This window comes from Pseudomonas soli (assembly GCF_900110655.1).
In the GTDB taxonomy this organism is placed as follows: Bacteria; Pseudomonadota; Gammaproteobacteria; order Pseudomonadales; family Pseudomonadaceae; genus Aquipseudomonas; species Aquipseudomonas soli.
Map to the genome: position 1 here is coordinate 514,869 of NZ_FOEQ01000001.1, position 17,848 is coordinate 532,716.

Annotated in this window: 17 protein-coding genes; 10 read left to right on the plus strand and 7 right to left on the minus strand. The window is 64.3% G+C overall.

Annotated elements, in window-relative coordinates; all coding sequences use genetic code 11:
- Positions 1–129: 129 nt before the first annotated feature.
- The 4 genes from bglX (at position 130) to BMY03_RS02420 (ending at position 7,207) form a co-directional block, all read left to right on the plus strand.
- On the plus strand, positions 130–2,421 hold the full coding sequence (gene bglX / locus BMY03_RS02405) for a beta-glucosidase BglX (protein WP_023632610.1): 2,292 nt from the start codon (positions 130–132) through the stop codon (positions 2,419–2,421).
- A 110-nt stretch (positions 2,422–2,531) separates the two neighbouring features.
- Positions 2,532–4,289 (plus strand): ATP-binding protein, encoded by a 1,758-nt coding sequence (locus BMY03_RS02410; RefSeq protein WP_038705529.1) that lies wholly within the window; start codon positions 2,532–2,534, stop codon positions 4,287–4,289.
- Positions 4,283–5,617 carry a sigma-54-dependent transcriptional regulator gene (locus BMY03_RS02415; RefSeq protein ID WP_094010160.1) on the plus strand — a complete coding sequence of 445 codons (1,335 nt, stop codon included), beginning with the start codon at positions 4,283–4,285 and terminating at the stop codon, positions 5,615–5,617. Before BMY03_RS02410 ends, BMY03_RS02415 begins: the two co-directional genes overlap by 7 nt.
- 270 nt (positions 5,618–5,887) lie before the next feature.
- Entirely contained in the window at positions 5,888–7,207 is a 1,320-nt protein-coding gene (locus BMY03_RS02420; RefSeq protein WP_023630177.1) for an MFS transporter, read from the plus strand.
- A 120-nt stretch (positions 7,208–7,327) separates the two neighbouring features.
- On the opposite strand, the gene BMY03_RS02425 is transcribed toward BMY03_RS02420, so the two are convergent.
- Positions 7,328–8,080, minus strand: coding sequence for a COG4705 family protein (locus tag BMY03_RS02425; protein WP_023630178.1), 753 nt, complete (start codon positions 8,078–8,080; stop codon positions 7,328–7,330).
- Between the two features lie 340 nt (positions 8,081–8,420).
- Here BMY03_RS02425 and BMY03_RS02430 point away from each other — a divergent pair, with 340 nt between their 5' ends.
- A complete protein-coding gene (locus tag BMY03_RS02430; protein WP_094010161.1) occupies positions 8,421–8,786 on the plus strand; it encodes a heme utilization protein in 366 nt (121 codons plus the stop codon).
- Positions 8,787–8,904: 118 nt separating this feature from the next.
- Positions 8,905–9,510: a flavin reductase family protein gene (locus tag BMY03_RS02435; protein ID WP_023630179.1), complete on the plus strand. Its 606-nt coding sequence runs from the start codon at positions 8,905–8,907 to the stop codon at positions 9,508–9,510.
- Here the strand turns inward: BMY03_RS02435 and BMY03_RS02440 are convergent, their stop codons facing one another.
- Positions 9,511–9,744 (minus strand): hypothetical protein, encoded by a 234-nt coding sequence (locus BMY03_RS02440; protein ID WP_094010162.1) that lies wholly within the window; start codon positions 9,742–9,744, stop codon positions 9,511–9,513.
- A gap of 42 nt (positions 9,745–9,786) precedes the next feature.
- A complete protein-coding gene (locus BMY03_RS02445) occupies positions 9,787–10,080 on the minus strand; it encodes a putative quinol monooxygenase (protein WP_023630181.1) in 294 nt (97 codons plus the stop codon).
- Positions 10,081–10,281: 201 nt separating this feature from the next.
- Here BMY03_RS02445 and BMY03_RS02450 point away from each other — a divergent pair, with 201 nt between their 5' ends.
- Complete coding sequence (locus tag BMY03_RS02450) at positions 10,282–11,202, plus strand: AraC family transcriptional regulator (protein WP_023630182.1); 921 nt, start codon at positions 10,282–10,284, stop codon at positions 11,200–11,202.
- A 48-nt stretch (positions 11,203–11,250) separates the two neighbouring features.
- On the opposite strand, the gene BMY03_RS02455 is transcribed toward BMY03_RS02450, so the two are convergent.
- A complete protein-coding gene (locus BMY03_RS02455) occupies positions 11,251–12,888 on the minus strand; it encodes a 5-guanidino-2-oxopentanoate decarboxylase (RefSeq protein WP_094010359.1) in 1,638 nt (545 codons plus the stop codon).
- A 112-nt stretch (positions 12,889–13,000) separates the two neighbouring features.
- Between BMY03_RS02455 and BMY03_RS02460 the strand changes: the two genes are divergently transcribed.
- Positions 13,001–13,867, plus strand: coding sequence for a LysR substrate-binding domain-containing protein (locus tag BMY03_RS02460; RefSeq protein ID WP_023631055.1), 867 nt, complete (start codon positions 13,001–13,003; stop codon positions 13,865–13,867).
- 39 nt (positions 13,868–13,906) lie between these two features.
- On the opposite strand, the gene BMY03_RS02465 is transcribed toward BMY03_RS02460, so the two are convergent.
- Positions 13,907–14,521: an NAD(P)-dependent oxidoreductase gene (locus BMY03_RS02465; RefSeq protein WP_038705528.1), complete on the minus strand. Its 615-nt coding sequence runs from the start codon at positions 14,519–14,521 to the stop codon at positions 13,907–13,909.
- 28 nt (positions 14,522–14,549) lie between these two features.
- On the minus strand, positions 14,550–15,425 hold the full coding sequence (locus BMY03_RS02470) for an MBL fold metallo-hydrolase (protein ID WP_023630226.1): 876 nt from the start codon (positions 15,423–15,425) through the stop codon (positions 14,550–14,552).
- 103 nt (positions 15,426–15,528) lie between these two features.
- On the opposite strand from BMY03_RS02470, the gene BMY03_RS02475 reads away from it, so the two are divergent.
- Both BMY03_RS02475 and BMY03_RS26285 read left to right on the plus strand, forming a co-directional pair.
- A complete protein-coding gene (locus BMY03_RS02475) occupies positions 15,529–16,437 on the plus strand; it encodes a LysR family transcriptional regulator (protein ID WP_094010163.1) in 909 nt (302 codons plus the stop codon).
- A gap of 76 nt (positions 16,438–16,513) precedes the next feature.
- A complete protein-coding gene (locus BMY03_RS26285; protein ID WP_023630224.1) occupies positions 16,514–16,687 on the plus strand; it encodes a hypothetical protein in 174 nt (57 codons plus the stop codon).
- Between the two features lie 6 nt (positions 16,688–16,693).
- On the opposite strand, the gene BMY03_RS02480 is transcribed toward BMY03_RS26285, so the two are convergent.
- A complete protein-coding gene (locus BMY03_RS02480; RefSeq protein ID WP_023630223.1) occupies positions 16,694–17,563 on the minus strand; it encodes an isocitrate lyase/PEP mutase family protein in 870 nt (289 codons plus the stop codon).
- Positions 17,564–17,848: the final 285 nt, after the last annotated feature.

The following is a 17,848-nucleotide window of genomic DNA, read 5'->3' on the forward strand; positions in this document are numbered from 1 at the left end:
CCCCATATAAGGCATAATCCGCGACTGCGTCGGATCATGGATGAATGATCCACAGAACGGCCAGCGGACACGACAACAACAGGCGTACGAAACGTCTCGGCCCACCGCTATCACTCGACAACGGAATTGATGATGAAACTGTCTTTGCTGGGCCTGGCCATGGGCCTTGCCAGTCAGGCGGCCCTTGCCGCCCCTACCGCCCCGCCCCTGCAGGACAAGCAGGCGTTCGTCGACCATCTGGTCAGCCAGATGACCGAGGCCGAGAAGATCGGCCAGCTGCGCCTGATCAGCATCGGCCCGGAAATGCCCCACGCGAAGATCCGCGAGGAAATTGCCGCCGGACGCATCGGCGGCACCTTCAACTCGCGCACTGCCCCCGAGAACCGTCCGATGCAGGACGCGGCCATGCGCAGCCGCCTGAAGATCCCGATGTTCTTCGCCTACGACACTATCCATGGCGAGCGCACCATTTTCCCGATCGGCCTGGGCCTGGCCTCGTCCTGGGACATGGACGCCATCGCCAAGGTCGGCCGCACCTCGGCCATCGAGGCAGCCGCCGACTCGCTGGACATGACCTTCGCACCGATGGTCGACATTGCCCGTGACCCGCGGTGGGGGCGCACCAGCGAAGGCTTTGGCGAGGACACCTACCTGACCTCGAAGATCGGCCAGGTGATGGTCAAATCGTTCCAGGGTTCGAGCCCCGCCAACGCCGACAGCATCATGGCCATCGTCAAGCACTTTGCCCTGTACGGTGCCGTGGAAGGGGGCCGCGACTACAACACGGTCGATATGAGCTTGCCGAAGATGTACAACGACTACCTGCCGCCCTACCGCGCCGCGCTCGATGCCGGTGCCGGCGGGGTGATGGTGGCGCTGAACTCGATCAACGGTGTGCCGGCCACCTCCAACACCTGGCTGATGAATGACCTGCTGCGCAAGGAGTGGGGCTTCAAGGGCGTGACCATCAGCGACCACGGCGCCATCCAGGAACTGATCCGCCATGGCGTGGCCCGTGACGGCCGTGAAGCCGCCAAGCTGGCGATCAAGGCCGGCATCGACATGAGCATGAACGACACCCTCTACGGCGAAGAACTGCCCGGGTTATTGAAGTCAGGCGAGGTCAGCCAGGCCGAACTGGACCAGGCGGTGCGTGAAGTGCTGGGCGCCAAGTACGACATGGGGCTGTTCAAGGACCCCTACGTGCGCATTCCCAAGCCTGAAACCGACCTGAAGGACTACTACGCCGAGGACCGCCTGCACCGGGAAGCCGCACGCGATGTCGCACGCCGTGGCCTGGTGCTGCTGGAAAACCGCGAGCAGACCCTGCCGCTGAAAAAGGCCGGCACCATCGCCGTGGTCGGCCCACTGGCCGATGCGCCGATCGACATGATGGGCAGCTGGGCCGCCGACGGCAAACCGCAGCACTCGGTCACCGTGCGCGAAGGCCTGCGCCGCGCCGTGGAAGGCAAGGCCAAGCTGGTGTACGCCAAGGGCTCGAACGTCACTGGCGACAAGGCGATGTTCGACTACCTGAACTTCCTCAACTTCGACGCCCCGGAAATCGTCGACGACCCGCGCCCGGCCGCGGTGCTGATCGACGAAGCGGTCAAGGCCGCCAGGCAGTCGGACGTGGTCGTGGCTGTGGTCGGCGAGTCCCGTGGCATGTCCCACGAGTCCTCGAGCCGCACCACCCTGGAAATCCCGGCGGTCCAACGGGATTTGATCAAAGCGCTGAAAGCCACCGGCAAACCCCTGGTGCTGGTGTTGATGAATGGCCGCCCGCTGTCGATCGCCTGGGAGCGCGAGCAGGCTGACGCCATCCTCGAGACCTGGTTCAGCGGCACAGAGGGCGGCAACGCCATCGCCGATGTGCTGTTCGGCGACTACAACCCCTCCGGACGCCTGGCCATCACCTTCCCGCGTTCGGTTGGGCAGATCCCGATGTACTACAACCACATGCGCATCGGCCGGCCGTTCACCCCAGGCAAACCCGGCAATTACACCTCGCAATACTTCGAGGAGCCCAACGGTCCGCTGTATCCATTCGGCTATGGCCTGAGCTACACCAGCTACGAGTTGTCGGACCTGACCTTGTCGCAAACCGAGCTGAAACGTGGCGCGACCCTCAAGGCCAAGGTCGTCGTGAAGAACACCGGCAAGCGTGACGGCGAGACTGTGGTGCAGCTGTATATCCAGGACCAGAGCGCGTCGATGAGCCGCCCGGTCAAGGAGCTGAAGAACTTCCAGAAGCTGATGCTCAAAGCCGGCGAGTCGCGAACCTTGACCTTCGACATCAACGAGGAAGACCTGAAGTTCTACAATGGCCAGCTGCAGCGTGTCGCAGAGCCTGGCCAGTTCAATGTGCAGGTTGGCCTGGATTCAGAGGCGGTGCAGCAGCAGAGCTTCGAACTGCTGTAAGCCAGAACAGGCCCCGTCGCGGGGCGAACCGATCCTGCAGGTGACAATGCGGGGGCGGGCTTGCCCAGCGATGAGGCCGACACAGACAACCGCAATCCCGGATCCGCTCCATGCCCTCATCCTTCCGCACCCTGCGCCTGGGTTTGATCATCCTGCTGATCCTGGTCGGCACCAGCCTCAGTGCAGGCTGGGCCATGCACCAGGCCAAGCGCCAGGCAATGGAAACCGACGCCCGTAGAGCGAGCCAGCAACTGGGCCTGTACGCCAACGCCCTGCATACCCTGATCGAGCGTTACCGTGCATTGCCTGCGGTACTGGCGCTGGACCCGGAGCTGATCGCCGCCCTCCGCGGCCCGGTTACCAAACAGGTGCAGGACGCCCTGAACCGCAAGCTCGAACGCATCAATGGCGCCGCCAACTCCTCCACCCTGGAGCTGCTGGACCGCACAGGCCTGGCCATCGCCGCCAGCAACTGGCGCCTGCCGACCACCTATGTAGGTTCCAACTACGGCTTTCGCCCCTACTTCAAACAAACTCGCAGCCAGGGCAGTGGGCGTTTCTACGCCGTCGGCGTGACCAGCGGCGTGCCGGGCTACTTCCTGGCGAGTGCGGTGGACGATGAACAAGGCCGCTTCCTCGGCGCCATGGTGGTCAAGCTGGAGTTCCCCGAGCTCGAACGTGAATGGCGCCAGGGCAGCGACATCCTGCTGGTCAGCGATGCCCGCGGCATCACGTTCATCGCCAACCAGGACGGCTGGCGTTACCGCGAGCTGCAACCGCTATCCGGCGCAGACCGCGCCGAGCTGGCCGAGACCCGCCAGTACGACAAGCAGCCGCTGGTGCCCCTGCAGCACCAGGCGTTGACCCGCTTCACCGACACCAGCCACCTGACTCGCGTGCAAGGCCCGGATGGCACCGCCGAATACCTGTGGGAGCGTCTGCCCCTGGAGGCCGAAGGCTGGACCCTGCACCTGCTGCGCAAACCGCAGGTTGCCGAGGATGGGCGCAACGCGGCCCTAGCTGCCGCCGCGGTCTGGCTGAGCCTGGTGTTTGCCGCGCTGTTCGTCAGCCAGAGGTTGCGTCTGGCCCGCTTGCGCCAACGCAGCCGCGAAGAGCTCAAACGCCAGGTCGAAGAACGTACCCGTGAGCTGCGCACTGCCCAGGAAGGCCTGGTGCAATCGGCCAAGCTGGCGGCGCTGGGGCAGATGTCGGCCGCGCTGGCTCATGAGATCAACCAGCCCCTGACCACACAACGCATGCAACTGGAAACCCTGCGCCTGCTGCTCGACCATGGCCGCCATGACGAAGCCCGCCAGGCCCTGGAGCCGCTCGAGCAGATGCTGACCCGCATGGCCGCGCTCACCGGCCACCTGAAGACCTTCGCCCGCAACAGCCCCGGAGGCCTGCGCGAACGCCTGGACCTGGCCACTGTGGTAGACCAGGCCTTGCACCTGCTGGACACCCGCATCCGCGCTGAAGGCGTCGAAGTGGCGCTGTACCTGGCGCGTCCAGCCTGGGTCCGTGGCGACGCGATCCGCCTGGAGCAAGTGCTGATCAACCTTTTGCGCAACGCCCTCGACGCCATGGCCGACAAGCGATACAAACGTCTGGAGATCCGTATCGAGGCGGACGATGGACAGTGGCGCTTGAGCGTGCTCGACTCAGGTGGTGGCATTCTCGCCACCGACCTTTGCCGCGTCTTCGACCCATTCTTCACCACCAAGCCGGTCGGCGAGGGGCTGGGCCTTGGCCTGGCCATCTCCTACGGTATCGTCGTCGATGCCGGCGGCCACCTGCAGGTCGAGAACCTGGCGGGGGGCGCGCGCTTCAGCCTCACCCTGCCCCGCGACCTGGAGACGGTATGTTGAATTCAGTGATCGTCGTCGATGACGAAGCCAGCATCCGCGCGGCGGTGGAACAATGGCTGAGTCTGTCGGGTTTCAACGTGCAACTGTTCGAGCGTGCCGAGGAGTGCCTGGCGCAACTTCCGGCGCACTTTACCGGCGTGGTCATCAGTGACGTGCGCATGCCCGGCATGTCCGGCCTGCAGTTGCTCGACCGGTTACAGCAGGCCGACCCGGACCTGCCGGTGATCCTGCTCACCGGCCATGGCGATGTCCCCATGGCGGTGGAGGCGATGCGCAACGGTGCCTACGATTTCCTGGAAAAACCCTTCACCCCGCAGCACCTGATGGGCAGCCTGCGCCGGGCCCTGGAAAAACGCCAGCTGGTCCTGGAAAACCGCCGCCTGCATGAGCAGGCCGACCTCAAGGCACAGCTGGAGAACACCTTGCTGGGCATGTCCCAGGGGCTGCAGCAGCTGCGTCGCCAGGTACTCGAGCTGGCCAGCCTGCCGGTCAACGTGCTCATCCGGGGTGAAACCGGCAGTGGCAAGGAGCGCGTGGCCCGCTGCCTGCACGACTTCGGCCCGCGCGCCGACAAACCCTTCGTCGCGCTCAACTGCGCGGCCATTCCAGAAACACTGTTCGAGGCCGAGCTGTTCGGCCATGAGAGCGGCGCGTTCACTGGCGCCCAGGGCAAGCGCATCGGCAAGCTGGAGTACGCCAATGGCGGTACGGTGTTTCTCGACGAGATCGAGAGCATGCCCCTGGCCCAGCAAGCCAAGCTGCTGCGGGTGATCCAGGAGCAGAAGCTCGAGCGCCTGGGGGCCAACCAGAGCATCGCCGTCGACCTGCGCATCATCGCCGCGACCAAACCGGACCTGCTCGAAGAGGCCCGTGCAGGGCGCTTTCGCGAGGACCTGGCGTACCGCCTCAACGTTGCCGAGCTGCGCCTGGCACCGCTGCGCGAGCGCCGTGAAGATATCCCGCTGCTGTTCGAACACTTCGCTCGCACTGCCGCCGAACGCCTGGGCCGCCATTGCCCCGCGGTCAGCGGGGGACGATTGGCGCAGTTGCTGGCCCACGACTGGCCGGGCAATGTGCGTGAGCTGGCCAATGCCGCCGAACGTCATGCCTTGGGGCTGGACTCGCCGAACCTTGAGAGCCTGCCAGGCGGACAGTCGCTGGGCGAACAGATGGAGGCGTTCGAAGCCCAATGCCTGCGTGCGGCGCTGCGCCAGCACAAGGGCGAGATCAAGGGGGTGATGGAGGCGCTGCAACTGCCACGGCGTACGCTGAACGAGAAGATGCAGCGGCATGGCCTGGTACGTGAGGACTTTCTCGGCAACGAGTAGGCGGATTTCCGCTTATCGATTCAGGCCAATGAGCGGAAGTTCGCTCACCGCATGCCGAATCGCCGGGGGCTGCCTGGCAGCCCATCGCTGGCAAGCCAGATCCCACAAAGCACCATGCAAGCCAGATACGCTGGGAGCTGGCTTGCCCGCGACAGGGCACAACACGCCCTCAAATGGACCACCAAGCACCCATTTGGCACACCTCCTGCAAAACCCTTCTCAAGCTGCGCCCCGAGCGCGCTCCACAAAAACAACGAGAAGGTATCCCTGATGGATAACGCCAGCACTCTGCCCACCGGGGCGGCCGTTGCGCCCGCCGCGGAAAAGTCCACCGCCAGCCGCCTCAAATCGATCTTCAGTGGTTCCATCGGCAATATGGTCGAATGGTACGACTGGTACGTCTACGCCGCATTCTCGCTGTACTTCGCCAAGGCTTTCTTCCCCGCCGGCGACACCACCGCCCAACTGCTCAATACCGCCGCAATCTTTGCCGTGGGCTTCCTCATGCGCCCGATCGGTGGCTGGCTGATGGGCCTGTACGCCGACCGCAAGGGCCGCAAGGCGGCGCTGATGGCTTCGGTACTGCTGATGTGCGCAGGCTCGCTGGTCATCGCGCTGACGCCGGGTTACGAGACCATCGGCGTCGCAGCACCGGTCCTGCTGGTCATCGCCCGCCTGATGCAGGGCCTCTCGGTAGGGGGTGAATACGGCACCTCGGCCACCTACCTGAGTGAGATGGCCAGCAAGGAACGCCGCGGCTTCTTCTCCAGCTTCCAGTATGTGACCCTGATCTCCGGCCAGCTCATCGCCTTGGCGGTGCTGATCATCCTGCAGCAGACGCTCACCACCGAGCAGTTGTATGCCTGGGGCTGGCGTGTACCCTTCGTGATCGGCGCGCTGTGCGCGGTGGTTGCCCTGTACCTGCGCCGCGGCATGGAAGAGACCGCCTCCTTCACCAAGAAAGAGAAGTCCAAAGAGAGCCTGATGCGCACCCTGATGCGCCACCCCAAAGAGCTGATGACCGTGGTCGGCCTGACCATGGGCGGCACCCTGGCCTTCTACACCTACACCACCTACATGCAGAAGTACCTGGTCAACACCGTGGGCATGAGCATCAGCGACTCGACCACCATCTCGGCGGCCACGCTGTTCCTTTTCATGTGCCTGCAGCCGATCATCGGCGGGCTGTCCGACAAGATCGGCCGTCGCCCGATCCTGATCGCGTTCGGCGTGCTCGGCACCCTGTTCACCGTGCCGATCCTCAGCACCCTGCACACCGTGCAGACTTGGTGGGGCGCGTTCTTCCTGATCATGGCCGCGCTGATCATCGTCAGCGGCTACACCTCGATCAACGCCGTGGTCAAGGCCGAGCTGTTCCCCACCGAAATCCGCGCCCTGGGCGTCGGCCTGCCGTACGCGCTGACCGTGTCGATCTTCGGCGGCACCGCCGAATACGTGGCCCTGTGGTTCAAGAGCAACGGCATGGAAACCGGCTTCTACTGGTACGTCACCGGCTGCATCGCCTGCTCGCTGCTGGTGTACGCGACCATGAAGGACACCAAGCAGCATTCGCGGATCACCACTGACTGATCAGCTGCACTGCAATGAACAAGGGGCGCTCCGGCTGGTGGAGCGCCCCTTTTTGTTGGGTGTGTCTCGTCCTGAATAGCGGGTTTATTCGGTTCACTGAATGAGCCGAATAGGTGTCACTCAGGGCATCTCCATCGCTCGTTGCGGCTCACGACGCTGGTAGTACGTGGCCGCCAGCACCAGCACCAGCAGCACCCCGCCCAGTACCATCGACGAACCCACGGTACCGAAGTCCAGCCCGCCTTTCTCGTGGGTCTTGGTCAGCACATCGCCCAGGGTCGCACCGAATGGGCGAGTGAGCACGAAGGCGATCCAGAACAGCACCACGCCGGAGATTTTCGTCCAGTAACGGGCAGCCGCCACCACGGCGATTGCCGAGCCGATCAACAGCGCACCGCCGGCGAAGCCCAGGCCCGAATCGTCGGCCAGGTAATCGCCCAGCGCAGTGCCGAGGGTGTTGGAGAACAGGATCGCCACCCAGTAGAACAGCTCGCCGCTGCGGTTCTTGATACGGGTGACATCCAATGGGTTGCCGCTCAGGCGCCACACCGCGAAGGTCAGCAGCAGGATGCCGATCAGCAGCGCCGAACCTGTCGCATAGCCCAGCCCCAGGGTGCGGTCCATGAAGTCGGACATGGTGGTGCCGGCAGTGCTGGTGGAAAGGATCACCAGCCAATAGAGCATCGGGTTGTAGCGGCGCGAGTAGAGCTGGGTGACCAGGGTCAGCAGGAACACGCTGATCAGCAGCAGCGAGCTCATCGCATAACCGATGTTCAGGGTCATCGACAGCAGGTCGCCCGCCGTCTCGCCGAGTGTGGTTGCGCAGATCTTCATGACCCAGAAGGCCAGGGTGATTTGCGGGAGTTTGTTCATCGTTGTGCCGCTCCAGGTTTAAGTGCGGCGATGGTGAAGAGCGCTGTCTGAAAAAACGGTTGGTGTTGCATGAAAAAAGCGTTGGTCGCGTACGGCAAACACTCGTGAGCTGTTAATTCGGCATTAATTCCCACCATTCATGCTTGGCCAACTGAAAAAGCCGCACCACTCGCATGGCCTGACAAGGCCAGGTACTGCTTTTGATGCGGGACAAGCGCGCCCACAACAATCGATTTAATTGATTATTTTACGTTGTTTTTTGCGCTTTTTAATCAATTTAATCGGCGTAGTATTGAACCCATAGAAGCAAATAACCCACTGATCCACCGGAGCAACGACCATGAAAAACAAACTGATCCTCGCCCTGACCCTCTCGGTTCTGACCACTGGCGCTTTCGCCGAAGACGGTTTCGACCGTACCAGCGCCCACACTTTCGCCGCCGCCCAGAGCCAGTCGGCCAGCTACGCAGAAGATGGTTCTGATCGCACGGGTGGTCAGCGCTTCGCCGAAGACGGCTTCGACCGCACCAACGGCCAGCGCTTTGCCGAAGACGGCTTCGACCGCACCAACGGCCAGCGCTTTGCCGAAGACGGCTTCGACCGCACCAACGGCCAGCGCTTCGCCGAAGACGGTTTCGACCGCACCAACGGCCAACGCTTTGCCGAAGACGGATTCGACCGCACCAACGGCAACCGCATCAGCTGATCACTGATGCGAGCAACCAGCCCGGCTTCGGCCGGGCTTGATCATTTTCAGCCAGGCAAAGCCTTGGCACACTAGGCGCCTCGTCCCCCACCAGGAAGGGCCTCACGGCCTTGCGCAGATGTACTACTACGAACCCGCCAAAGGCCACGGCCTACCCCACGACCCGTTCAACGCCATCGTCGGCCCACGGCCCATCGGCTGGATCTCCAGCCACGATCGCGAAGGCCGCCTGAACCTGGCGCCCTACAGCTTCTTCAACGCCTTCAACTACATCCCGCCGATCATCGGTTTCTGCAGCGTCGGGCGCAAAGACAGCCTGAACAACATCGAGCAGACCGGCGAGTTCGTCTGGAACCTGGCTACCCGGCCGCTGGCCGAGCAGATGAACCAGAGCTGTGCCGCGGTGGCGGCAGATATCGACGAGTTCGCGCTCAGTGGCCTGACCCCGGCCATGTCCAACGTGGTCAAGGTGCCGCGCGTGGGCGAGAGCCCGGTGAGCTTCGAATGCAAGGTCAGCCAGATCGTCCAGCTCAAACGCGCCGACCAGGAACTTGTGCCCAGCTGGCTGATCCTGGGAGAGGTAGTGGCGGTGCACATTGCCGAGCACCTGCTCAAGGACGGCATCTACGACACCGCCGCCGCCGAGCCGATTCTGCGTGGCGGTGGCCCGGCCGACTACTTTGCGCTGGGCGAGCTGTTCAAGATGGCCCGTCCACAGGTCTGATCAGAAGACCAGTTCGCCTTCCTCGCCCACGCCCTGCAGGCGTTCGAGTTCAGCACAAGCGGCCGCGTCGGCCGCGATCGCCGACTGGAACACCTGCCCGTCGAGCACTTTGTGAAAGCGCGGCGCACCGCCCATGCCCAGGGCCTTCACGGCGATCGCCGCGTGGTAGCCGCCGCCTTGCACCGGGACCATCGCCGAGACCGCTTCGAAGTGGGGGAATTCTCTACGTGCCATGCTGCACTCCGCCTGAATGATATAGGGGCGGCATTCTACACATCAGGCGAAGGTATGCAGGTCCAGGCTGCTGACCACCTGCGCCTGGACCAGCTCGCCAAACACCTCCAGGGTGGGCGAGGCGAAATAGCCGCTCATCGCCTGCTGGTCGCTCCAGCTGCCGCTGAGCAGCCACAGATCGGCATCGACCTGCGAACGCTGCACACTGAAGCTCAGGCAGCCGGGCGCCCGCAGCGACGGCTCCAGCAGGTCGCGCAGGCGCATGCCGAGTTCCGCCGAACGACCGTTGCTGGCGCGGATGAAAGCCAGGTGAGTGACCGGTTGAGGCTGGGTCATGAACGATCTCCTTGAAGCGCTACGGACGGGAAAACAGGCTGCCAAGATTAGGGCCCCACCCTCGCGCGACGTTAGGCCATTACTGCCGAGCGATTGCCTGATCCTGCCGCGCGACAGGATCAGGCAATCGAACGACAGCATTCGACTAGCGCCCGACATTGCCCATACCTATGCTGGCCCGGTCAGTAGAGGAACCACGTCATGACCACGCTCCCGCCACCCGACTCGACCCTTGAGCTGCAGCGCCAGGAACTGGCCGCGCTGATCCAGCGCCACGCCGGCCAGCCCCATGGCCCCGCGTCGGCCATCGAAGACCTTTACCTCACATGCTATCAAGAGGAAATCCGCGGCATGCCCGCGCTGGCCCAGCCGGCGTTGTGCATTCTTGCCCAAGGCAGCAAGACCCTGATCCTCGGCGACGAACATTACGCCTATGATCCGCTGCACTACATGGTGGTGTCGGTCACCTTGCCGATCAGCGGCGCCCTGCTCAAGGCCAGCCCCGAGCATCCCGCATTGGGCTTGCGCCTGGATATCGACCCGGCGCAACTGAGCCAGCTGATCGCCGAAAGCAGCCCGATGGTGGTGCCCAACCGGCCATCAGGCCTCGGCCTGTACGTGGAGAAAAGCGATCCGCAGCTTCTGGATGCGTTGATCCGCCTGATCAAACTGCTGGACTCGCCACGCGACATTGCCATCCTCGCGCCGATGATCCGCCGGGAAATCTTCTACCGCCTGTTGCGCGGCCCCCAGGGTTACCGGCTGTACGAAATCGCCCTGGCCAACAGCCAGACCCATCGGGTCTGCCAGGCGATTACCTGGCTCAACAACCATTACCACCAGCCATTGCGTATCGAAGACCTCGCCCGGGAAGTGAACCTCAGCGTCTCCACCTTGCATCACCGCTTCAAGTCGGTGACGTCGATGAGCCCCTTGCAATACCAGAAACAACTGCGCCTGCAGGAGGCCCGACGCCTGATGTTCAACGAGGGGTTGGAGGCTGCCGTGGCCGGCTACCGGGTGGGCTACGAGAGTCCATCCCAGTTCAGCCGCGAATACAGCCGGCTGTACGGCGCGCCGCCGATCCGTGACGTGGCAAGGTTGCGCGCCAGCGCCAGTTGAACGACCCGCCGCACCCGGCGAATCGAGGGCACAGTCCTCGTGGCGCAGTCAGCCTTGCACCGCCAACTGCCATTGCCCCTGATCCACCTGGATCAACGTCGGCCCCGCGCGCTCCACCGCTCGGCCCAGCGCCGCCTGCAACTGCGCCACGTCAGCCACCGACTCGGCATCGGCCCCCAGCGCCCGTGCCACGCCGATGAAGTCCGGGGTGTGGATGTCCACACCGACCGGCTCGATCGCCCGGTTGACCATGTACTTCTTGATTTCCTCGTAGCCCTGGTTGTTCCACAGCAGCACGATCAGCGGCACCTGCGCCTCGACGGCACTGGCCAGCTCGGGCAGGGTGAACTGCAACCCGCCATCACCGATCAGGCATACCGTGGGCGCACGTGCGGCGCGCGCTTCGGCACTGCCGAGCCAGGCGCCCATGGCCGCTGGCAACGCATAGCCCAGCGTGCCATAGCCGGTCGAGGCATTGAACCAGCGCCGCGGACGGGTCATGTCCAGGGTCAGGTTGCCGGTGTAGACCGGCTGGGTCGAATCGCCCACCAGCACAGCGTCCGGCAGGGTTTCCAGGATGCTGTTCAGCAAACGGGTCTGGCTCAAGGTCGGCTGGTCCCAGGTGGCGGCATTGTCCTGGCGCAGCCGGGCGGCCCGAGCAGCGCCCCAGTGATCATCACGCGGGGGTTGCGCCTGCATGTGCAGGGCCACCAGCAAGGCCTCGGTCGCCTGTGCGGCATCGGCCACCAGGGCCAGCTCGGGCAGGTAGTTGCGCACTGTCTGGTCCGGATCGATATCGATCCGCAGCAGGCTGCCAGGGATTTCGAAACCGCCCTTGAACGTCACGTCGTAGTCGGTCTCGGCCAGCTCGGTACCGATGGCCAGCACCACATCGGCCTCGGCAACCAACGCACGGGTGGCCGGCAAAGTCTGGGTCGAGCCGATCTGCAGCGGATGGTTGGCCGGCAGCAGCCCCTTGGCATTGATGGTCAGCGCCATCGGCGCCTGCAGGTGCTCGGCCAGCCTGGCCAGCCCGGCGCCGGCTTCCAGGGCACCACCGCCGGCCAGGATCAACGGTCGGCGCGCCCTGGCCAGACGCATGGCCATCTGCTGCACGGTCTGCGGTGCCGCGCCCGCCCGCGCGGTGCGCACCGGGCGGCCCGGGAGCAGGTGATCGGCCGGTTCCACCAGCACATCCAGCGGGATCTCGATATGCACCGGGCGCGGGCGGCCCCCGTCGAACACCGCAAAGGCACGGGCCAATACTTCGGGCAGGTCATCGGCACTCATCAAAGTGTGCGAAAACGCCGCCACGCCCGCCACCAGCCCGGCCTGGTTGGGCAGTTCGTGCAACTTGCCGCGCCCGCCACCCAGCTGGCTACGCGACTGCACGCTGGAAATCACCAGCATCGGGATCGAGTCGGCGTAGGCCTGGCCCATGGCGGTGGTGATGTTGGTCATGCCCGGGCCGGTGATGATGAAGCACACCCCAGGCTTGCCCCGGGTACGCGAGTAGCCATCGGCCATGAACCCGGCGCCCTGCTCGTGGCGCGGGGTGATGTGGCGGATCGAGGAGGCAGCCAGGCCGCGGTAGAGTTCCACGGTATGCACGCCGGGAATGCCGAAGACATGATCGACACCATAGCCTTCGAGGAGTTTGACCAGCACTTCACCACAGGTTGCCATCATCGAGTACCCGATTCTTGTTGAGACTGGTGCTCATGGAACCAAGCGCCGACTACCGCCACAATGCAAAAAAACACATACTAGCCATGACCTCATATCATGGCTTGCCACTATGAAACGCCTGCCGCCCCTCCCCGCCCTGCACACCTTCCTGGTGACCGCGCAGCACTGCAACTTCACCCGTGCCGCGCAACAGCTGCATATCACCCAGGGCGCGGTCAGCCGACAAATCGCCGGGCTCGAGGAACACCTGGGCTATGCGTTGTTCCAGCGCCAGGCCCGTGGCCTGGCCCTGACCCGCGAAGGACAGGACTGGCTGCCTCGGGTGCAGCAGGTTTTCGCAATGATCGAGCAAGGCGTGCGTGAGGTCGGTGGCCGCAGCACGACGTTGCAGCTCAAGGCACCGACCTGTGTGATGCGTTGGCTGCTGCCACGCTTGCTGGAGTGGCAGGCACTGCGCCCGGACGTGCCGGTGGAATTGACCACCACGGTGCAACATGGCGTGGATTTTCGCCGCGAGGGCTTCGATGCGGCCGTCGTGTATGGTGCGGTGCCGAACCATGGACTGCAGGTACGCAAGCTGTTCGATGAACAACTGACACCGGTCTGCGCACCATCGCTATCTGGCGCCCCCTTGCAGCTGCAGGACCTGGCGCGGCAGATGCTGCTGCACCCCTCTCGGGACGAGCACGACTGGCGGTTGTGGTTGCAGGCGGCCAATGCCGGCGTCGAGCCCCAGGGACCGAAGCAGCACTTCGAGACGTTGGACATGGCGATGGCCATGGCCTCCCAGGGGACGGGGATCGCCATCGGAGACTATTCGCTGATTGCCGACGACCTGCGCGCCGGGCGTTTGTGCATGCCGTTCGAGCTGAAGGTGACGACCGGGAAGGGTTATTACCTGGTCAGCCCGTCGAAGAGCATGCCCACGGGGTTGGTCGAGTTGATGGAGTGGCTGCAGGCGCGTGCCCGCACATGACATCAATCGCGACCCGACCTGCCCCGCGGTGCAGACGACTCAGTAGCCGACCGTGAACCGTGCCCGTGAATGCGCCGGCTTTTCCAGCTCGTCGAGCATGGCGATGGCATAGTCGGCAAAGGTGATCCAGCTTTTGCCATCGGCACCGATCAGCAGGTGATCCTTGCCCAGGATGTAGTGCCCGCTGCGCTGACCTTCGACGAACTCCGCCGACGGCGACAGGAATGTCCAGTCCAGGGCCGGCTCCTGGCGCAGCGTATCGAGGAAGCGCACACCGGCATTGGCCTCGGCCTTGTAGGCTTGCGGGAAATCCGGGCTGTCGATCACCCGCTGCCCGGACGGCAGCAGCAGGCTACCGGCCCCGCCCACCACCAGCAGGCGCTTGACCCCGGCACGCTTGACCGGCTCGATGATCGCTTCAGGCTCGATGGTCGAGAAATGCGCCGCGCTCAGCACCGCGTCACAGCCCGTCACGGCCGCCTGCAGGGCGGCACTGCCCTTGGCATCCAGCGCCTTGACCGTCACGCCGTCACGGCCTTGCAGCGCACTAGGATCGCGGGCGATGGCCACCACACTGTGACCCCGACGCAGGGCCTCTTCCAGCAACTGGCTGCCGGCGCGCCCGGTGGCGCCGATGATTGCGATCTTGCTCATGGGAAACACTCCAACAGGTTGAAAAGGGTTACCACTTCATCTCGCCCTTGGCGACCTTGGCACCCAATTCAAGGGAGCTCTCGTCACCCAGGTTCGGGTAGCGCTGCTTCATCGCCGCGATCAGCGCGGCGGCATTGGCAGCCTTGGCGGCCTCGGTATCGAAGTCACGAATGTAGCCGGCGGTGAAGCGCACCGCGTCCAGCGAACGGCTGCCGTCGCCCAGGTAGTGCCCCGGGATCACCGTGCGCGGTGCGAGCTGTTCGATCTTCGCCAGGGTCTTCAGCCAGTCGGCATGGGATTGCGCGGTCTGGGTGTCGGCCATCCACACATGGATACCTTCGGAAACCACCACGCCACCGACCACTGCCTTGATCGAGGGAATCCACACGAAGCTGCGGTCCGGCTGCGGACCGTCCAGGCCGACGACCTGCAGTGCCTGGCCTTCCAGTTCCAGGCGATCACCCTGCAGTACCTGGGGCACCACCAGACGTGCCGGCTTGTCCGCGCCCATTTGCGGGCCCCAGTAGGCCAGCTTGGCGTCCATGGTCTTGCGGATGTGCTCGACCGTGGCGGCCGAGGCGACCACGCGGGCCTTGGGGAACGCCTGGGTGATGGTGTCCAGGCCGAAGTAGTAGTCCGGATCGCCATGGCTGACGTAGATGGTGGTCAGCTGCTTGCCGCTGGCACGCAGGCGCTCGACCAGCTGTTCGGCCTGGGCCTTGCCGAACTGGGCGTCGACCAGGATGGCGTCGTGGGCACCGCTGACGATCACCGAGCTGACCGGGAAGATCGCCGCGTGACCGGGGTTGTAGGCTTCCAGCTTGAGCGGTTCGGCAGCCATGGCCTGGCCGCCGAGGGTAAGGCAGGCCAGCAGCAGGCCGCGAAGGGGCGTGAAGAGAGACATTGCAAGATCCTGTGAGTGGGACGATGGGTGCAAGCTTAGTTGCCCGAACCAATACAAAAAATGCGATGCTTCGACATAGTTTGTTTCTGAAATCGGACAGATCATGGATCGGCTCAACGCCATGCGCGTATTCGTCACCGTCGTCGACCTGGGCAGCCAGTCGGCCGCCGCGGACCATCTGCAACTCTCCAGGCCCGTGGTTTCCCGCTACCTGGCGGAGCTGGAGGACTGGGTCGGGGCACGCCTGATGCAACGCACCACCCGCAAGCTCAGCCTGACGGCCGCAGGCCTCGAGACCCTGCCACGCTGTCGGCAGATGCTGGAGCTGGCCGGCGACCTGCAAAGCGCCGTGCGCCAACCGGACGACGCGCCCCGTGGCGAGCTGCGCATCAGCGTCAGCACCTCGTTCGGCCAGGCCCAGCTGGTGGATGCGCTGGCGGCCTACGTCAAACGCTACCCCGGGGTGAAGGTTGAGCTGCAGATGCTCGACCGCACCGTCAACCTGGTGGACGAGCGCATCGACCTGGCGATCCGCACCAGCAACGATGTCGACCCCAACCTCATTGCCCGGCGCCTGAGCGTGTGCCGCTCGGTGATCTGCGCCAGCCCCGCCTACCTGCGCGAGTACGGTACGCCGGACCGGGTCGAGGCGTTGAGCCAGCACAACTGCCTGACCCACGCCTACTTCGGTCACAGCCTGTGGCACTTCGAGGTGGACGGGCAGAACGTCGCCGTGCCGGTGCAGGGCAACATCAGCGCCAACGAGGCCATGACCCTGCAGAAAGCCGCCCTGGCCAATGCCGGCATCGCCATGCTGCCCACCTACCAGGCGGCCGCCGCGCTGCGCAGTGGCGAGCTGGTGCGATTGCTGCCGCAAGCCAAGCCACGGGAACTGACCCTGAATGCGGTGTACACCTCGCGCAAGCACATGCCGGCGACGTTGCGCAGCATGCTCGACTTTCTCGCGCAGCGGTTTGCCGACGAACCGGAGTGGGACAAAGGATTGAGTTGAGTCAAGACGGTGCAGTTACGCGCATTGGGCCTATGCTTGTAGGTATCACCTGTTGCATCAACAGGAGGTCCGCACCATGAGTATCAAATCCAGGCGTTGCGCCCTCGTCTTCGCCCTGGTCGCGGTGGCCGGGCTGTACGGCTCGGCCTGCTGGCGGGTGGAGCTGCTGCGCAGCCAGCCCAACACGGCCAACAGTTGCGTACATGAGCATTGCGTTCCCCACAGCGCCACGCTGAGCGCCGTCAGGTAGGTCGGATCACTCCTCGACGCTCATGTACTCTTTCGCCCAGCGGATATAGTCCTCGGGCTGGGTGTAGGTGTGCGAAAGCTCGGTGGCGCCGAGGCTGTCCGACTTGTGCTGCAGGCCACGCTGCTGGCGCAGGCAATCGTAGGTGGCCTTGATCGCGGCGAAGTAGGCGGCATGGCCGTCGACCACGATACGCACGCCCAGGCGCGCCAGGCGCTCGTCGTCGCGCAGGTTGGGGTTGGCGTAGGTCACCAGCATCAACGGCACGCTCAGGTGCTCGGCGATCTGCTCGAGTTGCTCGAAGTCCTTGACCCCCACCATGCAGATGCCATCGGCGCCGGCCTTCTGGTAGCTCTGGGTGCGCACGATGATTTCCTCGGTGGTCAACACGCCGGCATTGGTGCGGGCAATGATCGCCAGCGCCGAATCGACCCGCGCCTCCAGCGCCGCGCGGATCTTGCCCACGCCCTCCTCCACCGAGATCAGGTCGGTGGACTTGCGACCGAACTGGGCCGGCAGCAAGGTATCTTCGATGGTCAGCGCGGCAACGCCGGCGCGTTCCAGTTCGATCACCGTGCGCATCACGTTGAGCGCATTGCCGTAGCCGTGGTCGGCGTCGGCAAGCACCGGCAACTGGGCGACACGGCCGATGCGGGTAGCCTGCTCGACGAACTCGCTCAGGGTGATCAGGGCGAAATCCGGCGCCGCCAGGACCTGCAGCGAGGCGACCGAACCGCCGAGAATGCCGACCTCAAAACCAAGGTCGGCGGCAATACGGGCTGACATCGGGTCGAAGACCGACGCGGTGTGATAGCACGAACCTGAAGCAAGCAGTTCGCGGAAGGCAAAACGCAGATCGTGGTGGGAAGCCTTGGGCATGATCACTCCGCTTGTAATGAGAAATTGTGAACGGCTGACAACCGACCCCTGTATCGGGTCTACCTGACTGTTCCAACCGTCGCCATCAGGGCGGTCATGCTCGACATGCAGGCAGAGGAATAGAAGGTGTGGACATACAGCAACGCGAAATCCTCTGGAAAATATTTGCACCAAGCTGGTGCAGGCCCCGGATTTCAGCCTCTGCGGCCAAGCCACGATATCACGCGGCCATGCAGCACTGGATGAATGCGCCAATGCCGATCTTGCATAGGGGATGCACGGAGT